We start from the raw sequence: 19,441 nt of genomic DNA, 5'->3' as shown, positions 1-19,441 counted from the left end.
CGCCCGCCCGGCTCGGGACCTGCTGGGTGCTTCCGGCAGGGAGGCGGTGGGTGCTTCCGGCAGGGAGGCGGTGGGTGCTTCCGGCAGGGAGGCGGTGGGTGCGCTCAGCGCAGGAGGCCGAAGACGACCGCGGCGATCAGCGCGCCGAGCACTCCGCCGGCGAGCACCTGCGCGACGGTGTGGTCCCGAAGGCGTACCCGGGACCAGCCGACCACACCCAACAACGGCGCGGCGACCAGGAACCCGTATCCGAAGGTCAGCGCCAGGATGACGAGGGTGCCGGCGGAGACGGCCGAGTGGATCGACATCTTCCACCAGTGGCTCACCGACACGGCGACCACCAGCCCGACCAGCCCCGCCACCGCCAGCGCCAGCAGGGGCCGTGGCGCGCCGAGGACGACAAGCAGGCCGAGTCCGGCAGTGACCGAGCCGAGGCCGACCAACAGGGGCACCCGCCGCTGCTCCCGACGGCCGATGTGGTGATCGGTGAGCCGCCCCCGACGGACCCCACCGACGATGTAGGCGAACGGGATGCCGGTGACGAAGACCGTCGCGAGCAGTCCCCACACCAGCCCTCGCGCGCTGCCCCGGCTGCTGTGCCAGCTCACCGTGACGATCAGCAGCGACACCAGCACGGCCGGGGCGGTCAGCTCGGTAACGAGTCGGGCAACCCGTAGCCCCGGACCGGGCCGGACGACGACCGGGCGGGGTTCCGCACCGCCGCCCACGCCACCCCCTCCGGTACGGCCCCACCCATAGGGACGCCGCCTGCCCGCCACCGTACCGCCGGGTCGCCGGTCCGCCCGCGGTGGTCAAGAAGTTCGCGTCACCCCGACCGTGATTCCCGACGCCAACCCCTTGATCACCGACGTCCCGTAGACGAGGCCTGCCCGGGGGCGCCCCACGTCGTCGGTGCGGCGGGCAGCCACGCCGATCTTGCGGTTTCTGTTGTCGTTATGGGCGCATCGGGCCTTATGTCCCGGCAGAAAGTGCAAGATCGCGGCGATCCCCGGGCGCGGCGGCGGCACTGGGCGCGAGCGTCGGTGACGGCTCGGTGGTGGGCTCGGGTGAGGCGGCGGAACGTGGCGGACGGGCGTGGGATGGGCGACGGGCGTGGGCTGGGCGACGGGCGGGGCGTGGGCGAGGAGCGGGGTGTGGGCGAGGAGCGGGGTGTGGGCGGCGGCGGCGTCGTGCTGGCAGGGGCGGAGAAGGTGCTGGTGGGGACGGCCGTCGCAGTGGGCGTGGCTGGATCGGTCGGGGTGGGCGTGGCTGGATCTGTCGTGGTCGGCGTGGCCGGATCTGTTGTGGCGGGTGTACCCGGATCGGTCGCGGTGGGTGTTGTCGGATCGGTCGGTGACGGGCTCGGGCTGGACGTCTCGGTCGGGTCCGGGTCCGGTGGCGGGGTTGGCGACGGCACCGGCGGCGGGCTGGGCGGTGGGCCGGCCGGCGGTGTGCTGCGGGTGGGCCGGGGCGCCGGCGGCGGCGCGGACACCACCCGGCGCGTGGGCACCCGCTCGTCGACGTTCGGGCCGTACCACGAGTCGTCGGGGACGCGCCGGGGCGCGCCGGGCAGCCAGTCGGTGGTCGCGGTCGGGCCGGCGCTGGGCGTGCCGGGGGACGGGAGCGCGGCGGGCGGCGGCTGACTGGTCACCGGCATCGGGATGACCACCGGTCCGACCGACGGGGTCGGGATGAACGGTGTGCTGGTGTCCGGCAACGCGGATGTGCCGGGGGTGGCCGAGCCCGCGCTGATCGCCGCGAGCACGGGCATCGACGCCGTGCCGGCCAGCAGCGCGACGGTGAGCAGGTATCCCCGGGAGGGACCACCCACGCCGGGCGCCCGGTGCGCTCCGATCACCCGGCGGTAGCCGCCCGGCGAGCGGTGGCGACCGAGCACGGGTGTGCCGGGCCCGTCACCTGACTCGTCCACCGCACACCCCTTGTCGTCGGCCCCTGCGGTCACTGTCGGAAGATCGCGCGGGATGAGGGCCGGTGGGTTAATCCCGGCTAATCACCCGATCGGCGCGATCCTGCGGGAATCAGCCTCGCCCAGTTACGGTCCGTCAGCCAACATCCACCGCGTGTCGACACGCGGCACTGCCCGAACGGTGACGAATCAGCACCGTAACGCCCGGTGGACGCGGGACAGCACGATGTCGACAAAGGGCGGCAAACCGTAGACGGTCGGAATGCGGGGCGGGCGTACTGTGGGCACGCTCACCTGCTCTGCGAATATGGAACACGACGGCAACGCAGCCGCGACCTCCGCGCACCCTCGCGGCAGACGCGGCCCGGCGCCGGCGCTCCCGATCCGGGTTCGGCCAGAACCCGGCTCACGCCGCGCGGCAACCCCCACCCGGGCTAGGCGCGGCCGCCAGGAACCGGTCCGGCAGCAGCCGGACAGGCGCACGAGTTGCGTGGCCGGGTGACCCCCCGGTGCCGACGCAGACACGACAGGGAGAGACCGATGGCAAAGGGCGACCCCGGGGGCACCACCCGCAGCAGGCGGGCAGCTCCCCGCTCCAGAAAGGGCGCGACCGGCAACCCCGAGCTGGTGCAGCTGCTCACCCCCGAAGGCGAGCGGATCGACAGCGCCACCGGACCGGACGGCACCGAATACCGCGTCGACTTCTCCGACGAGGAGTACCGCGGGCTCTACCGCGACCTGGTGCTGGTCCGCAAGCTGGACGCCGAGGCGACCGCGTTGCAGCGGCAGGGCGAGCTGGGCCTCTGGGCCAGCCTGCTCGGCCAGGAGGCCGCCCAGGTCGGCTCGGGGCGCGCGCTGCGTACGCAGGACATGGCCTTCCCGACCTACCGGGAGCACGGCGTCCTCTACTGCCGGGGCATCGACCCGATCATGCCGCTCGGCCTGTTCCGCGGCGTCGACCAGGGCGGCTGGGACCCGAACGAGTTCAAGTTCAACATGTACACGATCGTCATCGGCGCGCAGACCCTGCACGCGACCGGATACGCCATGGGCATCACCATGGACGGCAAGGTTGGCACCGACGACGGCGAGGCCGCGATCGCCTACTTCGGCGACGGGGCCACCAGCCAGGGCGACGTCAACGAGGCATTCGTCTGGGCCAGCGTGTTCAACGCGCCGCTGGTCTTCTTCTGCCAGAACAACCAGTACGCGATCTCCGAGCCGCTGGAGCGGCAAACCCGCGTCCCGCTCTACCAGCGGGCCGCCGGCTTCGGTTTCCCCGGCGTACGGGTTGACGGCAACGACGTGCTGGCGTCGTACGCGGTCACCCGCACGGCGCTGGACAACGCACGTCACGGGCAGGGACCGAGCCTCATCGAGGCGTACACCTACCGGATGGGCGCGCACACCACCTCCGACGATCCGACCCGCTACCGGATCGCCAGCGAGGTGGAGTCGTGGCAGGCAAAGGACCCGATCCTGCGGGTCAGGACCTTCCTGGAGAAGCAGCAGATCGCCGACGAGGCATTCTTCGCCGAGGTCGACGAGCAGGCCCGCCGCGAGGCCGTGCACCTGCGCGAGCGCGTGCTCACCATGCCCGACCCGGAGCCGGTGACGATGTTCGACCACGTCTACCCCAACGGCTCCCCGCTGCTCGACGAGCAGCGTGCGCAGTTCAACCGCTACATGGAGTCGTTCGAGGGGAGCGCCCACTGATGGCCACGGAGACGCTCACCATCGGCAAGGCCCTGAACACCGGTCTGCGCCGCGCCCTGGAGACCGATCCCAAGGTCGTCATCATGGGCGAGGACGTCGGCAAGCTCGGCGGCGTCTTCCGGATCACCGACGGGCTGCAGAAGGACTTCGGCGACCAGCGGGTGATCGACACCCCGCTCGCCGAGTCCGGCATCATCGGTACCGCCGTCGGCCTGGCCATCCGCGGCTACCGGCCGGTCTGCGAGATCCAGTTCGACGGCTTCGTCTACCCCGCGTACGACCAGATCGTGTCGCAGGTGGCGAAGATGCACTACCGCTCGGGCGGCAAGCTCAGCATCCCCATGGTCATCCGGATTCCGTTCGGTGGCGGCATCGGCGCGGTGGAGCACCACTCCGAGTCGCCGGAGGCGTACTTCGCGCACACCGCCGGCCTGAAGGTGGTGACCTGCGCCAACCCGCAGGACGCGTACGTGATGATCCAGCAGGCCATCGCCTCGGACGACCCGATCGTCTTCCTGGAACCCAAGCGCCGCTACTGGGAGAAGGGCCAGGTCGACCTGGACGCGCCGCTGTCCGACGCGTACCCCCTGCACTCCGCCCGCGTCGTGCGGCCCGGCACCGACGTGACCGTGCTGGCGTACGGCCCGATGGTGCGCACGTGCCTCGACGCGGCGACGGCCGCCGCCGAAGACGGCCGCGAGATGGAGGTCATCGACCTGCGGACGCTGTCCCCCCTGGACCTGGGCGTGGTGTACGAGTCGGTGCAGCGCACCGGTCGCGCGGTCGTGGTGCACGAGGCGCCGTCCAACATCGGCCTGGGCGCCGAGCTGGCCGCCCGGATCACCGAGCGGTGCTTCTACTCCCTGGAGTCGCCCGTGCTGCGGGTGACCGGCTTCGACACCCCCTACCCGGCCGCCCGGGTGGAGGAGGAGTACCTGCCCGACCTCGACCGGGTGCTCGACGCCGTCGACCGCACCTTCGGCTGGTGAGCGGGATGTCCCGGATCAAGGAGTTCAACCTCCCCGACCTGGGTGAGGGGTTGACCGAGGGCGAGATCCTGGCCTGGCTCGTCAAGGTGGGCGACACCATCGAGCTGAACCAGCCGATCGTCGAGGTCGAGACGGCCAAGGCGGCGGTGGAGATCCCGGCGAAGTGGGCCGGGCAGGTGCAGGCGATCTTCCACCCGGAAGGCACCACGGTCGAGGTCGGTACGCCGATCATCGCGATCGACACCGACCCGGGCGCGGGCCCGCTGGACGTCCCGTCCACCACGGCGGCGCCCAGCGGTGACCTGCCCACCCCGTCGGCGGCGTCGCTGGCGGCGGTGGAGGTGGCCCCGGCCGAGGGCATGGTCGAGCCCGGCCTCATCGGCGGAGCGGCCCCGGGCGGGCGCACAGCAGTCCTGGTCGGCTACGGCCCACGCACGACAGCGGCCAAACGCCGCCCCCGCAAGAGCACCACCCCCACCCCCACCCCCACCCCCGCTCCCACTCCCGCTCCCACTCCCGCCCGGGTCGATCATGGGGTTGTGGTGGGTGACAAAACCGCTGTCACCCCTACGATTCCGGCACCACAAATCCATGATCGACGCGATGGGGCTGGTGGTGGCCAGACCGGGCTGGTGCTGGCCAAGCCGCCGGTTCGGAAGCTTGCCAAGGATCTCGGGGTTGACCTGCGCACGGTGATCGGGTCGGGGCCGTTGGGGTCGATCACCCGGGAGGACGTACAGCAGGCGTCTCGCGGGCCCGTGGCGGTGGCCGAGCCGGTCGCGACCACCTCGACCGCGACGAGCGCCGCGAGCTTCGGCGCGGACCGTGAGCAGCGCATCCCGGTCAAGGGAGTCCGCAAGCTCACCGCCGAGAACATGTCCCGCTCGGCGTTCACCGCCCCGCACGTGACGGAGTTCCTGACCGTCGACGTGACCCGGGCGATGAGGGCGTTGGAGCGCCTGCGGGGCCGGCGCGAGTGGCGGGACGTACGGGTCTCGCCGTTGCTGCTGGTGGCGAAGGCCGTGCTGCTGGCCGTCAAGCGTCACCCCATGGTCAACTCGACCTGGGCGGGTGACGAGATCGTGGTCAAGGAGTACGTCAACCTCGGCATCGCGGCGGCGACCGAGCGTGGTCTGATCGTGCCCAACGTCAAGGACGCCGGTCGGCTCTCGCTGCGCGAGTTGGCGGACGCGCTGAACGACCTGGTGCAGACGGCGAAGTCCGGCCGCACCTCGCCCGCGGACATGTCCGGCGGCACCCTGACGATCACCAACGTCGGGGTGTTCGGTGTCGACACCGGAACGCCGATCCTGCCGCCGGGCGAGTCGGCGATCCTCGCCTTCGGGGCGGTGCGGGAGATGCCCTGGGTGCACAAGGGCAAGGTCAAGGTCCGCCAGGTGACCACCCTGGGTCTGAGCTTCGACCACCGGATCATCGACGGTGAGCTGGGCTCGAAGTTCCTTCGCGACATCGGCGACTTCCTCGCCGACCCCGAGGCGGCGCTGCTCGCCTGGACCTGACGGTTCGGAAAGGCCAGCCACGGCCGGTGTGCCACGGGTTAACGCCCGGCACACCGGCCGTGTCCGTCGGGCGACGAAACCTTCGGCGACAGACCCTGTTGACCTTTGATTGTTAGGTAGGTGTCTCAGCTCACCTAATAATCGATGGAAGTTGGCCGCCTTCTGCGGTTGAATAGACACATCAGGGGCTGACAACCGAATAGCCAGGGGGACCCAGCAATGAGCAGCATGATCGAGCGAATCCGCAACCACCGCGACGCCAACCGCCGCGCCCGTGCCATCGAGCACGCGCTGCGCTCGGCGAACTCGCCGGCCGTTCGCGAGGAGCTCCTCGTCATCGCCCAGCGTCACATGAGCTGACGCTCCACGACATTCCTCACCTCCTCCAGATCGATGGCCCACCCGGCTCACCGGGTGGGCCATCGGCGTTCCGCCCGCGCGTCACACCGGGACGCCCGCACGTGACACCGGGATTCCGCCCTGCCGCAGCGCCCGGTACGGTGGGCTTCGGTCGCCGCCCGCCGGCCCGGCCGACGCCGAGCCGATAGAAGCTGCTCGACACCACCCGGCGACGGGCGGTGACGACCGGTGCTCCTTTGGACGCCCCATGGGGCCACCGGATACGGTGCGGGGAGCCGGCACGGCGGTACGCCGGTGACGCCGGCAGCCATGCCGAGGAGACCGATCGGCACCGGCGGCCGACATGTGATGGAGGAGGCGCACCCATGACGTCCGAGGGCCCGCACCGTCCCGGCCAGGAGCCGGACGAGGTGTCACCGGGCGCCGGCGGACCGGCGCCGTACGGCGACCGCCCGGCGCAGCCGGACAACGGCAACAACGCCGCCGGCCCCGACCTGGGCTGGGCACCACCCCCGCCGCCCGCGCGACCGAACCCGTCGTGGGCGACCCAGGTTGAGCAGCAGCCGAACCCCGCGTGGGGTGCCGCCGCCGCGCCGCAGCCCGGCGACCCGGCACAGCCCGCCTGGGCCGCCGGAGGCCCTGCGGAGCCGACCCCGACCGCCCAGTGGACACCACCGCAGCAGGGCTGGACGCCGCCCGAGCAGGCGGCCCCCGCCTGGCCCGCCGCCCCCGCCGAACAGCAACCCGACTGGGCGCAGGCCCAGCCGGCCGCGCGAGGCGCCGCCCAGGTGCCCCCGGCCACCACCGCCTGGCCCGCCCAGGACGACCCGTCCCGCTCCGGCGGATGGGCGGGCGGGGCAGCCCCGGTCAGCCCGTCGGCCCCGGAGTGGCACGCCGAGCCGGCGCAGCCCGCCGGCCGCGCCGGCGTACCCGCGCAGCAGGACGACCCGTCGGGGTCGGGCGGCTGGCCCGTCGGAGCCGCCGCCGCACGCGAGGACCAGCCCGTGTGGACACCGGCCGAGCAGCCGCAGACCTGGGGCCAGCCGGCCGAGCAGGCGTCGCCCGGCTGGGCGCCCGTCGAAGCGGCCGGGGCGCGCGGCGCCGCCCAGGTCCCGGCCGGCACCTGGCCCCCGCAGGACGATGGCGCACAGCCCGCGGCCTGGGGTGGCGCGGAGAACCGTCCGCAGCAGCCGGACTGGGTGCTCCCGTCCCAGGACCAGCCCGTCGAGCGTCCGGAACCGACCGCATGGCCCCAGGCCGAGCAGGCCGGCCCCGCGTCCGCCCGGGCCAGCGTCAGCGTGCCCGGCAACGACGCGACGCCCGGCTGGGCCGCCGCCGGCCCGGACAACCCGGCGCAGGCCACTCCCGGCGTCGCCCAGGCCGAGCCGTGGTCGGCGGGCGAGGTGTGGGGCCGCGCCGAGGCGCAGGCATCCGCACAGGCCCGCGGCTGGGACGCCGACCGGGGCGACGAGCCGCCGGTCTACCAGCCCGCACCCGCACCCGGCATCTCACCCGCCAACGCCGTGCCGCTGCCCCCGCAGGAACAGCGCGTACCGGGCGCCAGTCTCGCCGCCGCCCCGCCGGCCGACTACGTGCCCTCGACGCCGTTCGCCGCGATCCCCGAGCAACCGGGGTACCCCGACCGGGACACCCCGGACGCCGCCGTGCAGCACGACGCCGAACCGGCTGGCTGGGCCCGGGGCGAGGAGGCAGCGGCGGGCGCCGCCGTCGTTCCCGCTCCGCGCACCTCCCCGGAATCCGGGACGGGCCGCGCGGTCGTACCGACGTCGGACGCCGAACCGGCCGCGGGCGCGGCGGGCCGCGCCTCCGCGAGCGCCTCGGTGCCGCTGGCCAGCCGGGTGATGCCCCCGACCGACCAGGCGATGCGGCCGGCCAGCGCGGCCACACCCCAACCCCGGGTGTACGGCCGCCCGGCCCGCGCCGAGGACAACGAACCGGAGCAGGCGAGTCCGGAGGCGTTCCAGGCCAACCCGAGCCCCGAGCAGTCGGGCGCGCCCGACTGGCAGCAGGATGCCGCCCGCCCCAGCACGCCCGACTGGCAGCAGGACGCCGCCCGGCCCAGCACGCCCGACTGGCAGCAGGCGCCGGAGCGTCCGGCCGCGCCGGAATGGCAGCAGCAGGACGCCGGCCGCCCCGCCCTGCCCGACTGGCAGCAGGCGCCGGAGCGGCAGAGCCCGCCGGACTGGCAGAACGGGCCGGAGCGGCAGGGCTTCCCCGGGTGGGGCGAGGAACCGCCGTCCGCGCCGAACGGTTTCGGTGAGACCCCCGCGGCCGCCGCCGCGCCTCCGGCGTTCCCGCCCGGTGTGCCGTCCTTCGTCGACGCGCCGGGCAACAACCGACCGATGAACGGGGTTCGGCCGCAGTCCGGCGGTGAGCGTCCGGACGACCACTTCGGGCCGGGTGCGCCCGCCACTGGCGCCGCCACCGTGCACGGCGCCGGGGGCTTCGGCGGGCCGCCCGTCGAGCAGCCGCCCGGCGCGCAGTTCCCGGCCTTCCCGCCGCCGCAGCCCGCCCCGTCCTGGGGCCAGGAGGCCAGCGAATCGGACCAGGGCCGGTTCGACGCGTTCAAACCGGACGCCGACGCGCCCAAGGCGGAGCCGCCGACGCCGAAGGTGCGCAACGGGCGGGTGCTGGCCGCGGTGCTGATCGCCGCCGTGCTCATCCTGGCGGTGCCGCTCGGCCTGCTGATGTTGCTCGGCAAGTTCGGTGGCGGGAACGACACGCCGGCCTTCGACCCGGCGGTCGGCACCTGCGTCAAGCAGGTCGGCCAGGGCGCCTCGGCCGTGGCCTGCACCGAGGCGGGCGCGTTCACGATCGTCTCCAAGGTGGATGCGAAGGACAAGTGCGCCGACCCGGCGCAGCCCCACGTGGTGCTGCCCGGCGAGGGCACCAACCGGGTGCTCTGCCTCAAGCCGGCCACCAAGTAGGACCGTCGACGGCGGGGTCACGGGCGACCGTGACCCCGCCGCTTCGCGTCCGCATGGTCCGCGCGTGATCCACTCCACTTCAATGAAGTGGGGGCGTCGGCCGCCGGGATACCGCCACGTCGGCGATGTGGCGTGGATCAACCCGGTCGCCCGGGTCATGGCGGCCCGGGCTGCCGGGCGTGGCAGGCTGGCAGGCATGGGAACGACAGCGCGCGTACGGGCACCTGAGCTTCGGGGCCGGCAGTGGCTCAACACCGGCGGCAAGGACCTGACCCTCCAGGATCTGCGTGGCAAGATCGTTCTTGCCGATTTTTGGACCTTCTGCTGCATCAACTGCCTCCACGTGCTGGACGAGCTTCGGCCGCTGGAGGAGAAGTACGGCGACGTGCTCGTCGTGATCGGTGTGCACTCGCCGAAGTTCGAGCACGAGAAGGACGCCGACGCGCTGGTCGCCGCCGTCGAGCGGTACGGGGTGCACCACCCCGTACTCGACGACCCCGAGCTGGACATGTGGCAGCAGTACGCGGCCCGCGCCTGGCCGACCCTGTCGGTGATCGACCCCGAGGGGTACGTGGTGGCCACCATGGCCGGCGAGGGTCACGCCGAAGGGCTGGCCCGGCTGATCGACGAGCTGATCGCCACCCACGAGGCCAAGGGCACCCTGCACCGGGGCGACGGGCCGTACGTCCCGCCGCCGGCGCCGGAGACGGCGCTGCGTTTCCCGGGCAAGGCGGTGCTGTTGCCGGACGGCAATCTGCTGGTCTCCGACTCGGCGCGGCACTCGCTGGTCGAGGTGGCCCCGGACGGCGAGACGCCGGTGCGCCGGATCGGCTCGGGCGAGCGGGGTCGGGCCGACGGGCCGGCCGGCTCGGCGACCTTCTCCGAGCCGCAGGGCCTGTGCCTGCTGCCCACGCACGTCGCCGAGGTGGCCGGTTACGACCTGGTGGTCGCGGACACCGTCAACCACCTCCTGCGTGGCGTACGGCTGGAGTCCGGCGAGGTGGTCACCGTCGCCGGCAGCGGGCGGCAGTGGCGTGCCTCGGTCGACGACCACGCGCACGACGCGCTCTCGGTGGACCTGTCCTCGCCGTGGGACCTGGCCTGGTACGACGACAAACTGATCATCGCCATGGCGGGTATCCATCAGCTCTGGTGGTTCGACCCGATCAAGCGGACCGCCGGCATGTACGCGGGCACCACCGTCGAGGCGCTGCGTGACGGGCCGCTGCCCGAGGCGTGGATGGCGCAGCCGTCGGGGTTGTCCGTCTCGGCCGACGGCGCCCGGCTCTGGGTGGCCGACAGCGAGACCAGCGCCATCCGGTACGTCGAGAACGGTGTGCTGGGCACCGCCGTCGGCCAGGGGCTGTTCGACTTCGGGCACGTGGACGGGCCGGCCGACTCGGCGTTGCTCCAACACCCGCTGGGCGTGTGCGCGCTGCCGGACGGTTCGGTGCTGATCGCGGACACCTACAACGGCGCGGTGCGCCGCTTCGACCCGGACAGCAACCAGGTCTCCACCGTGGCGGACGGGTTGGCGGAGCCGAGCGACCTGGTGCTCACCCCGTCCGGTGAGGTGCTGGTGGTGGAGTCCGCCGCACACCGGCTGACCCGGCTCGCGCCCGGCGCGCTGTCGGCGGCCGGCGCGAGCACGGTGGACGGCCCTCGGCACCGCACCGAGCGCAAGCCGACCGACGTGGCGGCCGGCGAGGTCACCCTGGACATCGTCTTCACCCCGGCCCCGGGTCAGAAGCTGGACGAGACGTACGGGCCGTCCACCCGTCTGGTCGTCTCGGCGTCCCCGCCGGAGCTGCTGCTCGACGGCGGTGGCACGGGCACCGAGCTGTCCCGCCGGCTGGTGCTCAACAGCGAGGTGACCGGCGGGGTTCTCCAGGTGACCGCGCAGGCGGCGACCTGCGACGCGGACGTCGAGCACGCGGCCTGCCATCTGACTCGGCAGGACTGGGGGGTCCCGGTACGGGTGGTCGACGGCGCCGCGACCCGGCTCCCCCTGGTGCTGCGCGGGCTCGACGCGTAGCGCGGCGGGTCGACGCGCAGCGCGGCCCCGGAGAGGGTCGAGGCTCAGGCGAACGGCGCCACCGTGACTCCGGCGTCGATGAGACTGGCGCGAACCAGTTCGGTGGCGGACACCGCGCCCGGGGTGTCGCCGTGGACGCAGATCGACTCGACCGGGCAGGGGATCACGGTGCCGTCCACCGCCACGACGGTCCGTTCGGTGGCCATCCGTACCGCCCGGGTGGCCACCTCCTCCGGGTCGCTGATCAGTGCGCCCGGTGTGCCGCGCGGCACCAGCGACCCGTTGGGCAGGTAGCCGCGGTCGGCGAAGGCTTCGGCGACCACCGGCAGGCCCGCGCCGACGGCGAGTTGGGCGAGCGTGGAGCCGGGCAGGCAGAGCACGGGCAGGTCGGGGTTGTGGTCGCTGACGGCGGCGACCACGGCCGCAGCCTGGGACTCGTCGGTGGCGGCGGCGTGGTACAGCGCGCCGTGCGGCTTGAGGTAGCGCACCCGGGTGCGGAAGATCCGGCAGAACGCGTCCAGTGCCCCCAACTGGTAGGTGATCTCGTCGCGCAGCTCGGCGAAGTCGTACGCGATCCGTCGCCGGCCGAAGCCGGCCAGGTCCCGGTAGCCGACCTGCGCGCCCACCGCGACCCCGTGCCGTACCGCGCCCTCGCAGACCCGGCGCATCGTGGACGGGTCACCGCCGTGGAAGCCGCAGGCCACGTTGGCGCTGGTCACCAGGGCCAGCAGCGCGTCGTCGTCGCCGAGCCGCCAGATGCCGAATCCTTCGCCCAGGTCAGCGTTGAGGTCCATGAAACCTGACGGTAGTACCTGGTCGGGCCTGCGCGAGCGGGGTCACGTCGGTGACCACCCCGATGACCGGGTAACCGCCGGTGGTCGGGTGGTCGGCGAGGAAGATCAGGGGTTGGCCGTCCGCCGGCACCTGCACCGCGCCGAGCGCCATGCCCTCGCTGGGCAGTTCGCCGGCCACCGCGCGGGGCAGCGGCGCGCCGGCGAGCCGCGCGCCGACCCGGTTGCTGACCGGGCTCACGGTGTACGCGCTGCCGAAAAGCCGGTCGAGAGCAGTCGGGGTGAACCAGTCGTCACGGGGGCCGAGGCGTACGTCCAGGTGCAGTTCCGGCGCGGGGGTCACACCGACGGTCACGTCCACCGGCGCGGGTTCGCCGGTCGGCACGCCGAGTGGCAGCCGGTCACCGTCGCGCAGCGGGGCCGGGCCGAGCCCTGCGAGGGTGTCGGTGGCGCGGCTGCCCAGCACCGTCGGCACGTCGACGCCCCCGGCTACGGCCAGCCAACTCCGTACGCCCTGGCGGGCCGGGCCGACGCGCAGCACCGTGCCGGCGGGCAGGCTGAGCGGACGTCCGGTGTCGCCCGCCCGGTCCCCGGCCCGGACGCTCACCTGGGCGCCGGTGATGGCCACGGTGGTGGCACGGGTCAGCCGCAGCGCGCAGCCGGTCAAAGTGATCTCCAGGCCGGCGGCCTCCTCGGCATTGCCGACGAGGCGGTTGGCCAGCCGTAGGGCGGCCGGGTCGAGAGCGCCGGACCGGGGCACGCCGAGGTGCGCCCAGCCGGGCCGGCCGAGGTCCTGCACGGTGGTGAGCGCCCCGGCGCGCAGCACCTCGATCTCGGCGCGGCCCGTCACGCGGCCACCATCCGCACGCGGGTGCCGGGGCCGAGCCGGGCGGGCGGGTCGCTGTCGACGTCGAAGAGGGTCAGGTCGGTCCGGCCGACCAGCAGCCACCCGCCGGGGGACGCGCTGGGATAGATCCCGGCGTACGGGCCGGCCAGGGCGACCGAGCCGGCCGGTACCCGTGGGCGTGGGGTGGGCAACCGGGGCAACGCCAGCTCAGCGGGGAGCCCGGTCAGGTAGGGAAAACCGGGGGCGAAGCCGCAGAAGGCGACCCGGAACGCGGTGCTGATGAGGCGACGCCGCACCGCCGGCACGTCCACTCCCCACCGCTCGGCGACGACCGACAGGTCCGGCCCGTCGAACGAAACCGGAACGACAACCTCCGCCCCTGCCCCGTGCGTCGATCTTGCAGTTCCTGCTGTTGATATGCCCCGATCGGGACGTTCTGTCGGGACAGAAAGTGCAAGATCGGCGGGGTGGGAGGGGGTGGGTGCCCACTGGGACAGCAGGGTGGCGGTTGCGGTGGGGTTCGGGAGTCCGTCGAGCAGGACGGTGGTGGCTGCTGGGACGATCTCCACCGCGGTCAGGTCGCCTCGTTCGCGGCGTCGCCACAACTCGGCCCGCCACGCCTCCACGAGTTCAGACGCGGGCAGGCCGGTGGAGGTGCCGCACTCGATCAAAAGGGCGTGCGCCCCAACGGGCCGAATCCGCATCGCCCCATCTTCACCGACGGGCGCCGCCTCTATCCCTCGCGATCTTGCTCTTTCTGTGGCGACAAAAGGAGCTGTCCACTCATTTCAACCACAGAGACCGCAAGATCGGCGCGTGCCACGCGTCACCGGTCGGACTACTTGAAAGTAACCTACGGTGCCGTAACCTGAGTTCGTGACCACCTCCGCCCCGCTTCGCCTGAAGCCGGTCGACATCGGTAAGCCCCGGATGCGCGGCTGGCTGCACACGTACGCCTTCTTCGTCGCCCTGGTCGCGGGCATCGTGCTCTGCTCGATCGCCGCCAGCCGCCCGGGGTGGGCGCCCCTCGTGAGCTGCGCCATCTACAGCCTGACGGTCTGCGGGCTGTTCGGCACCAGCGCCCTCTACCACCGTCGGGTGTGGTCGGAGCGCGGGTACCAGGTGATGCGCCGGCTCGACCACTGCATGATCTTCGTGTTCATCGCCGGCACGTACACCCCGCTCTGCACCATGCTGCTCTCGACCCGGCAGGCCACCGTCATGCTGGCCCTGGTCTGGGGTGGGGCTCTCGGCGGTGTGGCGCTGAAGCTCGTCTGGCCGCACGCGCCGCGCTGGGTCTCCGCGCCGCTCTACCTGGCGCTCGGCTGGGTCGCGGTCGCCATGCTGCCGGACATCCTGCACGGAGGCGGTGTCACGGCGCTGGTGCTGCTGATCGTCGGCGGCGCCATCTACAGCGTCGGCGCGGTGTTCTACGCCCTGCGCCGGCCCAACCCGTGGCCGACGGTCTTCGGCCACCACGAGTTCTTCCACGCCTGCACGCTGGTGGCCGCGCTGTGCCACCACGTGGCGATCTACTTCGCGCTGTTCGCCTGACCCGTCGGCCCTACAGCCGTGAGCCGGGGTCCCGCCACACTGCGGGACCCCGGCTCACGCGGTTGAGGTTCAGACCGGACGGCCCGGCCGACGCACCTCGCGGTACTCGCGCACGACCCGGTCGTCTTGGACCGGCACCACCCGGTCGACCACCACCGGGTCCTCGTGGACCGGCGCGGCGACCACGGTACGACGGCGGCTGTTCCAGAAGTAGAGGGTGACGAGCAGGCCGGCGACACCGGCGAGCATCAGCACCCAGCCGACCACGGCCAGGTTCAGCCACCCGAGGTCGGCCTCCACGGCGAATGCGAAGATCGCGCCCAGCGCGATCAGGAAGATGCTGCCACCAATGCCCATGTCTCGCTCCTCGGCTCTAACCTGGCGTACGACCCGCCGTGGGCCGTTGGTAGGGGGTGCGGCATCCCTGGACTTACCCCGGCAGGAAGATCGCCAATCGGGCAAGCTGGGGGCATGACCGACAGCCCCACCGAGGCACGCACACTGGTGCTGCTCCGGCACGCGAAGGCCGAGCCGGGCAGCGAGGGTACGGACGACGCCCAGCGCCCGCTCAGCGCCCGTGGGGAGGCCGACGCGGCCGCGGCCGGCGCCTGGCTGGCCCATCACGACCTGCTGCCCGACGTGGTGATCTGTTCGACCGCCCGACGTACCCGCCAGACCTGGCACGGGGTGGCGATGGGGATGGCAGGTACACCGCCGGAGGGCGGGCCGACCGGTCCCCGCCCGAGCGTGCGTTACGAGCCGGGCGCGTACGACGCCCACCCCGAGGAGTTGTTGGCGCTGGTCCGGACGGCCGACCCGGCGGCTCGGGTCGTGCTGTTGGTCGCCCACAATCCGGGCGTCTCGCTGCTGTCCGCGTTTCTCGACCCGGAGACGGCGGACGAGGAGGGACTACGGACCGCCGAGTTGGCGGTGCACCGCAGCGCGGCCACCTGGACCGAGTGGGGCCGGGGCGGAGCGCCGATCGCCCAGCGGTACACGGCACGCGGCTGAGCCACCCGCCGTCCGGCGGGTGGCTCAGGCGTACGCGTTCAGGGGGTCAGGACGGTGGCGCGGTCGGCGGCGGAGGGTCCGGCGGTGGCGGCATCATCGCCGTGGGATGGGACAGCCGGTTCTCCTCCACGATGAGGGTCCGGGCCCGCTTGCGCCGGTCCTGCCAGAACCAGAGCGTGGTCAACAGCACGGCAAGTCCGGCCAGGATGAACACCCAGCCGACCGCCCGCAGGTCGATCCACCAGACGTTGGCCCGGATCGCGAAGGTCATGATCGCGCCGAGCGCGATGAGAAAGATGCCGCTTCCTACACCCATGTGCGCTGCACTCCCCCGTGCGGTGGCTCTGGGCGTTCCCGTGGTCGAGGCGGGTTACCCGCCACGGCAGCGGCATACCCGACGGCGCCCGGTCAATACGCGCCGCGTGTCGTGCCCGTCGGGTGGTGCCAGCGGGAACGGCGACGGCCGGTGGGGCGCAGGCCCCACCGGCCGTCGAGAGGGTGCCGGGTGGTGCGACCCGGAACCGCTCAGGCGTGCCGTGACGCGGTCAGAAGGCCTCCTCCGGGAGGTCCATGACGTCGAGGTCGACGCCCTCGATGATGCGCCGGTCGGCGCCGATTCGCGGCAGCACCTCACGGGCGAAGAACCGGGCGGCGGCCACCTTGCCGGTGTAGAACGCCTTGTCGGTGGCGGAGACCTCGCCGCCGAGCGCCTTGAGCGCGACGTCGGCCTGCTTCTGCAGCAGCCAGCCGACGATCAGGTCACCGATGGCCAGCAGGAACCGCCGGCTGCTCAGGCCCACCTTGTAGAGCGCGCGGGGGTCGCCGGCCTGCGCCTCGCCCAGCCAGCCGGTCAGCACGCCGAGGATGTTCTGGATCTCGGCCAGCGCCTTGCCGAGCGCCTGCCGCTCCTCCTTGAGCTGGCCGTTGCCCACCTCGGTGGAGATGAACTCCTGGATCTCGCCGGACACCGCCAGCAGCGCCTTGCCGTTGTCCCGGACGATCTTGCGGAAGATCAGGTCCAGGCTCTGGATGGCGGTGGTGCCCTCGTACAGGGTGTCGATCTTGGCGTCCCGGACGTACTGCTCCAGCGGGTAGTCCTGAAGGAAGCCGGAACCGCCGAAGGTCTGCAGCGCCTCGTGGCCGAGCAGCTCGTACGCCCGCTCCGAACCGACGCCCTTGACCAGCGGCAGCAGCAGGTCGTTCACCCGCTTGGCCAGCTTGGTGGCCTTCTCGTCGCCGGCCGCCTCGGCGATGGCGACCTTGTCCTGCCAGCTCGCGGTGTAGCAGACGAGCGCACGGAGACCCTCGGCGTACGACTTCTGCAGCAGCAGCGAGCGCCGCACGTCCGGGTGGTGGGTGATGGTGACCCGAGGGGCGGTCTTGTCGGCCTGCTGGACCAGGTCGGCGCCCTGCACCCGGTTCTTCGCGTACTCCAGGGCGTTCAGGTAGCCGGTGGAGAGCGTGGCGATCGCCTTGGTACCGACCATCATCCGGGCGTACTCGATGATCATGAACATCTGCCGGATGCCGTCGTGCTTGTCGCCCAGCAGCCAGCCCTTGGCCGGTACGCCGTGCTCGCCGAAGGTCACCTCGCAGGTGTTGGAGACCTTCAGGCCCATCTTGTGCTCGACGTTCGTGGCGTAGACGCCGTTGCGCTCGCCCAGTTCGCCGGTGGTCTCGTCGAAGTGGAACTTGGGCACGACGAAGAGGGACAAGCCCTTGGTGCCGGGGCCACCGACGCCCTCGACGCCCACCGGTCGGGCCAGCACGTAGTGCACGATGTTGTCGCTCAGGTCGTGCTCGCCCGAGGTGATGAAGCGCTTCACACCCTCGATGTGCCAGCTACCGTCGGGCTGCTGGATCGCCCGGGTACGACCCGCGCCCACGTCCGAGCCGGCGTCCGGCTCGGTGAGCACCATCGTGGAGCCCCACTGCTTGTCGATGAAGAGCTTGGCCCAGCCCTTCTGCCGCTCGGTGCCCTCGACGTGCAGGACGTGCGCGAAGGAGGGGCCGGAGGCGTACATCCAGACCGGGGCGTTCGCGCCGAGCACCAACTCGGCGAGGGACCACCAGAGGGCGCGCGGGGCGTTGGTGCCCCCGAGGGCCGGCGGCAGGTCCAGCCGCCAGAACTCCGAGTCCATGAACGCCTGGTACGACTTCTTGAACGACTCCGGCAGCGGCGCGGTGTGCGTGGCCGGGTCGAAGACGGGTGGGTTGCGGTCGCTGTCCGTGTAGCTGGCTGCCAGGTCCTCGCGGGCCAGGCGGTCCACCTCGGCGAGGAAGCTCCGGGCCGTGTCGACGTCGAGGTCCGAGTACGGCTCCTGGCCGAACGCCCGGTCCGCCCCGAAGACCTCGAACAGGTTGAATTCGAGGTCCCGAAGGTTGCTCTTGTAGTGGGTCATGTTCACTGGCCCCGCTTCCGGACAGGTGTTACCGATCAGTAACCACGACTGTATTACTCACCGGTAGGCAGCGACAACCCGATCACACGAGTGACGGCGATTACACAATTTCCCGGCGCTCGCCGGCTCAGCTCTCGGCGGCGCCGACTTCCCAGCTCGGCACGGCCGACGTCACTCCCGTACGGGAACCGACGTACTCCATGAGGACCAGCGCGATGTCGTCGTCCAGGCGGCCGTGCACCCACTCGACGAGCGCGGTTTCGAGCGAGGCGAGCCCGTCGGCGACCGTGCCGTGCCCGAGCAGTCGCCACGCGCGGTCGGCGGTGGGGAAGAATTCGCCGTCCCGCCGGGCCTCGCCGAGACCGTCGGTGAACAGCAGCAGCCGGTCGCCCGGTTCCAGGCGTTCCACCCGGGGGCGGACCGCCGGCATGAACCCGAGCGGCGGCGCCGGCGCCGGGGGCTCCAGCGGGATCACCGCGCCCCGGCGCAGCAGCAGCGGCGACGGGTGGCCGCAGTTGACGATCGTGAGCGTACCGCCGCGCTCCTCGACCAGCGCGGCGGTCACGAAGTCCTCGTCGCCGACGTTGCGGGCCACCGCGCGGTCCAGGTCGGCGACGACGGCACGCAGGTCGGCCCGCTCGTAGGCCACGTGCCGGTACGAGCCCAGGACGATGCTGGCCAGGCGGACCGCGTCCAGCCCCTTGCCACGCACGTCACCGATGATCATGCGGACGCCGTACGGGGTGTCGATCGCCTCGTACAGGTCACCGCCGATCTCGGCCGTGGCGGTGGAGGAGATGTAGCGACCGGCCACCGAGAGCATGCCGATCTGCGGTCCGAGCGGACGCAGCACCGCCTGCTGGGCCACCGACGCGAGCTTGGTCAGCTCGGCGATCTGCTCCGCCTGCCGCTGTCGGACCCAGGCCACCGCCACGGCCAGCCCGCTGGCGAGCCCGACGGCGACCATGTTGACCGAGGTCACCAACATCATTCTCGGGTCGGTCATCGCGAAGGCGATTCCGATCACTGTCGCCGCGGCGCCCACGCCCAGGACCACCCGCCAGGCCGCCAGCGCGGCGGCCAGGATCGGTGCGGCGGCCAGGAGCGCGACGTAGTGGGCCCGACGGCCGTCGGCCAGTTCCAGCATCGAGACGATCGCGAGCAGGACGACGGCCGCGCCGAGGCCGGCGCGGGATCCGGGGCTCAGCGGGCTACGGCCCGACTGGAGGAGTCGCGTGGGTACGAGGGACAGCATGCCTGATCGACGTGAACCGGTGAATGAACCTGGCCCGTCGTCCGAGGATGTTCTGTCCGGCCGGCCCACGCCCGCAACCGTATCGG

At 72.6% G+C, this 19,441-nt stretch carries 18 protein-coding genes; 10 read left to right on the top strand and 8 right to left on the bottom strand.

Going from position 1 to position 19,441, the window contains the following annotated elements:
• Nucleotides 1-104: 104 nt before the first annotated feature.
• On the bottom strand, nucleotides 105-728 hold the full coding sequence (locus tag ACTFTM_RS01675) for a phosphoesterase PA-phosphatase (protein ID WP_449564120.1): 624 nt from the start codon (nucleotides 726-728) through the stop codon (nucleotides 105-107).
• 354 nt (nucleotides 729-1,082) lie between these two features.
• Between ACTFTM_RS01675 and ACTFTM_RS01670 the strand changes: the two genes are divergently transcribed.
• The 8 genes from ACTFTM_RS01670 to ACTFTM_RS01635 all read left to right on the top strand — a co-directional run bounded on the left by ACTFTM_RS01670 (nucleotide 1,083) and on the right by ACTFTM_RS01635 (nucleotide 11,495).
• Nucleotides 1,083-1,643, top strand: coding sequence for a hypothetical protein (locus tag ACTFTM_RS01670; RefSeq protein WP_449564119.1), 561 nt, complete (start codon nucleotides 1,083-1,085; stop codon nucleotides 1,641-1,643).
• An 18-nt stretch (nucleotides 1,644-1,661) separates the two neighbouring features.
• Nucleotides 1,662-1,868, top strand: a complete 207-nt coding sequence (locus ACTFTM_RS01665; RefSeq protein WP_449564118.1) for a hypothetical protein — start codon at nucleotides 1,662-1,664, stop codon at nucleotides 1,866-1,868.
• A 599-nt stretch (nucleotides 1,869-2,467) separates the two neighbouring features.
• Nucleotides 2,468-3,643, top strand: a complete 1,176-nt coding sequence (gene pdhA, locus ACTFTM_RS01660; protein WP_449564117.1) for a pyruvate dehydrogenase (acetyl-transferring) E1 component subunit alpha — start codon at nucleotides 2,468-2,470, stop codon at nucleotides 3,641-3,643.
• Nucleotides 3,643-4,632, top strand: coding sequence for an alpha-ketoacid dehydrogenase subunit beta (locus ACTFTM_RS01655; protein WP_449564116.1), 990 nt, complete (start codon nucleotides 3,643-3,645; stop codon nucleotides 4,630-4,632). Before pdhA ends, ACTFTM_RS01655 begins: the two co-directional genes overlap by 1 nt.
• Before the next feature lie 5 nt (nucleotides 4,633-4,637).
• Nucleotides 4,638-6,152, top strand: coding sequence for a dihydrolipoamide acetyltransferase family protein (locus ACTFTM_RS01650; RefSeq protein WP_449566509.1), 1,515 nt, complete (start codon nucleotides 4,638-4,640; stop codon nucleotides 6,150-6,152).
• Nucleotides 6,153-6,371: 219 nt separating this feature from the next.
• On the top strand, nucleotides 6,372-6,512 hold the full coding sequence (locus ACTFTM_RS01645; protein ID WP_357129538.1) for a hypothetical protein: 141 nt from the start codon (nucleotides 6,372-6,374) through the stop codon (nucleotides 6,510-6,512).
• A gap of 365 nt (nucleotides 6,513-6,877) precedes the next feature.
• Entirely contained in the window at nucleotides 6,878-9,460 is a 2,583-nt protein-coding gene (locus ACTFTM_RS01640) for an LppU/SCO3897 family protein (RefSeq protein ID WP_449564115.1), read from the top strand.
• Nucleotides 9,461-9,656: 196 nt separating this feature from the next.
• The gene (locus ACTFTM_RS01635) at nucleotides 9,657-11,495 is read left to right on the top strand and encodes an NHL domain-containing thioredoxin family protein (RefSeq protein ID WP_449564114.1); all 1,839 of its coding nucleotides are present in this window, start codon (nucleotides 9,657-9,659) and stop codon (nucleotides 11,493-11,495) included.
• A 44-nt stretch (nucleotides 11,496-11,539) separates the two neighbouring features.
• Here ACTFTM_RS01635 and ACTFTM_RS01630 read toward each other — a convergent pair whose 3' ends face one another.
• From ACTFTM_RS01630 to ACTFTM_RS01620, 3 genes are read right to left on the bottom strand one after another with little or no spacing between them, the layout of a single operon-like run.
• Nucleotides 11,540-12,289, bottom strand: coding sequence for a LamB/YcsF family protein (locus ACTFTM_RS01630; RefSeq protein WP_425730136.1), 750 nt, complete (start codon nucleotides 12,287-12,289; stop codon nucleotides 11,540-11,542).
• The gene (locus ACTFTM_RS01625) at nucleotides 12,273-13,136 is read right to left on the bottom strand and encodes a 5-oxoprolinase subunit C family protein (protein ID WP_449564113.1); all 864 of its coding nucleotides are present in this window, start codon (nucleotides 13,134-13,136) and stop codon (nucleotides 12,273-12,275) included. The genes ACTFTM_RS01630 and ACTFTM_RS01625 overlap by 17 nt, the downstream gene beginning before the upstream one ends.
• Entirely contained in the window at nucleotides 13,133-13,837 is a 705-nt protein-coding gene (locus ACTFTM_RS01620) for a 5-oxoprolinase subunit B family protein (RefSeq protein ID WP_449564112.1), read from the bottom strand. Before ACTFTM_RS01620 ends, ACTFTM_RS01625 begins: the two co-directional genes overlap by 4 nt.
• A gap of 172 nt (nucleotides 13,838-14,009) precedes the next feature.
• Between ACTFTM_RS01620 and trhA the strand changes: the two genes are divergently transcribed.
• Nucleotides 14,010-14,687: a PAQR family membrane homeostasis protein TrhA gene (gene trhA / locus ACTFTM_RS01615; protein ID WP_449564111.1), complete on the top strand. Its 678-nt coding sequence runs from the start codon at nucleotides 14,010-14,012 to the stop codon at nucleotides 14,685-14,687.
• A 69-nt stretch (nucleotides 14,688-14,756) separates the two neighbouring features.
• Here trhA and ACTFTM_RS01610 read toward each other — a convergent pair whose 3' ends face one another.
• Complete coding sequence (locus tag ACTFTM_RS01610; protein WP_449564110.1) at nucleotides 14,757-15,044, bottom strand: DUF6458 family protein; 288 nt, start codon at nucleotides 15,042-15,044, stop codon at nucleotides 14,757-14,759.
• Nucleotides 15,045-15,158: 114 nt separating this feature from the next.
• Between ACTFTM_RS01610 and ACTFTM_RS01605 the strand changes: the two genes are divergently transcribed.
• Nucleotides 15,159-15,698, top strand: coding sequence for a SixA phosphatase family protein (locus ACTFTM_RS01605; protein WP_449564109.1), 540 nt, complete (start codon nucleotides 15,159-15,161; stop codon nucleotides 15,696-15,698).
• A 46-nt stretch (nucleotides 15,699-15,744) separates the two neighbouring features.
• Here ACTFTM_RS01605 and ACTFTM_RS01600 read toward each other — a convergent pair whose 3' ends face one another.
• From ACTFTM_RS01600 to ACTFTM_RS01590, 3 genes are all read right to left on the bottom strand, one after another.
• Nucleotides 15,745-16,014 (bottom strand): DUF6458 family protein, encoded by a 270-nt coding sequence (locus ACTFTM_RS01600; protein WP_007454197.1) that lies wholly within the window; start codon nucleotides 16,012-16,014, stop codon nucleotides 15,745-15,747.
• Nucleotides 16,015-16,243: 229 nt separating this feature from the next.
• Nucleotides 16,244-18,100, bottom strand: a complete 1,857-nt coding sequence (locus ACTFTM_RS01595) for an acyl-CoA dehydrogenase (RefSeq protein ID WP_449564108.1) — start codon at nucleotides 18,098-18,100, stop codon at nucleotides 16,244-16,246.
• Nucleotides 18,101-18,227: 127 nt separating this feature from the next.
• Complete coding sequence (locus tag ACTFTM_RS01590; protein ID WP_449564107.1) at nucleotides 18,228-19,355, bottom strand: PP2C family protein-serine/threonine phosphatase; 1,128 nt, start codon at nucleotides 19,353-19,355, stop codon at nucleotides 18,228-18,230.
• Nucleotides 19,356-19,441: the final 86 nt, after the last annotated feature.

This window comes from Micromonospora sp. RB23 (genome assembly GCF_053585025.1).
Note: the sequence above shows the minus strand (reverse complement) of the source record. Positions and strands in the feature narration are given on the sequence as shown.